General features: G+C 31.4%; 3 protein-coding genes. All 3 read right to left on the bottom strand.

What is annotated here, in order from left to right; translation table 11 throughout:
• Positions 1–99: 99 nt before the first annotated feature.
• A complete protein-coding gene (locus tag PVK71_RS20190) occupies positions 100–441 on the bottom strand; it encodes a hypothetical protein (protein ID WP_274421111.1) in 342 nt (113 codons plus the stop codon).
• A 158-nt stretch (positions 442–599) separates the two neighbouring features.
• Positions 600–965: a hypothetical protein gene (locus tag PVK71_RS20185; protein WP_061030669.1), complete on the bottom strand. Its 366-nt coding sequence runs from the start codon at positions 963–965 to the stop codon at positions 600–602.
• 165 nt (positions 966–1,130) lie between these two features.
• Positions 1,131–2,596, bottom strand: a 1,466-nt coding sequence (locus PVK71_RS20180) for an NTPase (RefSeq protein ID WP_274421110.1), incomplete at its 5' end; no start/stop codon positions are given.

Raw genomic sequence — 2,596 nt, 5'->3', positions numbered from 1 at the left:
TTATTACTACAACGACTTAGATGAATTTTACTGCCTTAAACACCTAAACCAAAGACAAACCTACAACGCCGAATGTAATAAATCGTGTTGATTGCTTTGTTATGCGATACCTACAGTTTGTACCGGAACCCAACCTTTCTCGCCACGAGTATTTACTACAAGAAACCATTCATTTAGCTCAGATAAAACCGTTAACGATTCACTCATTTTAGTATCGAGTTCAAAAGCATTGTAATTACATTTGGCTATTCCTTTAGTTTTACATTCAGCCATTTCAATATAATCAACCGGTGCCCAACCTTCATTTCCATCGGTAGTTATCGTTCTGATCCAACCAATAAATTCAGTATCAAAATGACCAAGAATTAAAGACTCGCCTTTGTTAAACGAAATTGGATTTGGATAATCTGATTTATGAGCTTCCTTAACTACAACTTCCATAATATTTCCTTATATCTTCTATTCGCATAACGCCTGCATAACACGTTTGCTACCATGCAGACTTAGCTGAATTTTAACGCCTTAATCACTGAAACTAAAGGCAAACTGACAACGCCGAGTGTAGCAAATCGTGTTGATGCATTTGTTATATGTAAAAACTATTTTCGTTCCTGATTTTGGATTATAGGAGCGCAACCTTTAAACTTAATAATACGCTTAGTAACCTTTCTACCTTCGCCGCCAATACCCGCTGAAATAGTCGTCCCATCAGTTGTAACTCCAATATTACCTTTACCTGTTGTATCGTAATATTCTTCTATTTCAACTTCTTCTGCTGAGTCTATTCTTCTCGCTATAGCTAACTCTTGTTCAACCTTAGCACCTGATAATAAAATTCTTGATTCAATTTCTGCTTTTGTGGCTTCTTCACTTAATTCAGATGATGTTTTAGAGCTAGAATCATCAGAATAACTTTCAACTAATTTTTTAACTGCTAAAGATATTAAATCGGTTGTAAACAGCATTTTTCATCCTCTATTATTACTAAATGACCATGTTGATTTTTTGCATATAACGCCTGCATAACACGTTTGCTACGATACAGACTTAGCTGAATTTTACCGCCTTAATCACTGAAACTAAAGGCAAACTGACAAAGCCGAGTGTAGCAAATCGTGTTGATGCATTTGTTAAATTGCACTTTCACTCTTTTCATGCTTAAGTAAATTAGATTCCATTCTTGTATAAGCATCAGTAAAACTATCTTGTAATTCACTCAAGCTAGCAACCTTTAATCCGATAATAAACTCTGCATTCAATCTCGCTATCATTGAAGATATACTTTTTAAAGCCTCTATTTCAGAACTAAATAAGTCTTGTATATTATTAAATCTATATCGATGTTTAATAAATCTAGCAAATTGAAATAAATCTTCATTTGTCCAAGAGCGAAATGCCGTTTCAATAATTTCGATATTAATATCTTGAAAAATAGGTTTATGCATAAGGTTCTTATTTACCTCATTTTGAACTTTAAGCCAAGATTCTTGAAAGTCTATAGAAAACTTAGAATTTACAACCTCTGCTTTAACTTCGGATAACTCACTTCTTTTTGATATAAACTTATCAGTAACTTCTTTACTATAAAAATTAGAACGATGTTCATGATAATAATCATCTTCATATACGGGAATATTAAAACGTTTGACATCAATATCATCACACATAGTTAATAATTCATCTGTTGTATAATTATCTGAAGCTATAATTTTATTTTCCAACATATAAATATAGACATCACATATAGTAAACCATTCGTAAATGTCAATATTTATTGCGTTAGAGATGAAATCTTCCAATAAAATAACACCGTCAACAAATTCATCATCTGATAACTGATTTTGTGACCATATCGATTTCATTGCATCAAGAGGCTTTCTTTTTATCGGTAAGCTCAACTCTTCATCTAAGTTTTCAAATTCAAAAATACCATCACAACAATAAGTTAATAGCTTTTCATTAATATTGTAGAAACTATCATCAAAAATACTATCTAATTTTTTGTAATTATTATCAATATCCGATTCAGTGCTTTTATCCATACTTCTAACTATTCTTGACTCGATGGACTCAATAATAATTTCTTTAGAAAAACCACATTCAAATTTGGCATAGCAAATTCTAATCATATGGCTTAAAACTTTTGCAAGAGCTTGGTCTAGTATAATATCTTCTATTTTAGTAATATCATGATATATACGAACAAATTTTGAAATAGCTCTTTTCAATACCCTTATATTTTTAGAATTGATAGCTGTAATATTCAGAAGGATCTCATTACACAATTTATCATCAAGTATCGTGTATTCATCCTTAAGTATTGAAACGACTTCTTCATGAGTAAAACTAAATTTATATTTATCAGAAAAAACCTTCTCAAGATCGTCCTTACATGTTAATTTATCTTCGTTGGCAACCACTATTACTTTAATATTTTTTGATTCTGCCAAGTTCAAACATTCACCAAGAATGTTTTTTATTAACTTATTATCAGAGACCCGTTCAAGATCGTCTAATATTAGAATGCAGTCATCAAGCTCAGAATATAGTTTATATTTATATGCACCAGCAACCCCACCAAGGATTGCTCCAATAC

The organism is Aliivibrio sp. S4MY1 (genome assembly GCF_028765545.1).
In the GTDB taxonomy this organism is placed as follows: domain Bacteria; phylum Pseudomonadota; class Gammaproteobacteria; order Enterobacterales; family Vibrionaceae; genus Aliivibrio.
Note: the sequence above shows the minus strand (reverse complement) of the source record. Positions and strands in the feature narration are given on the sequence as shown.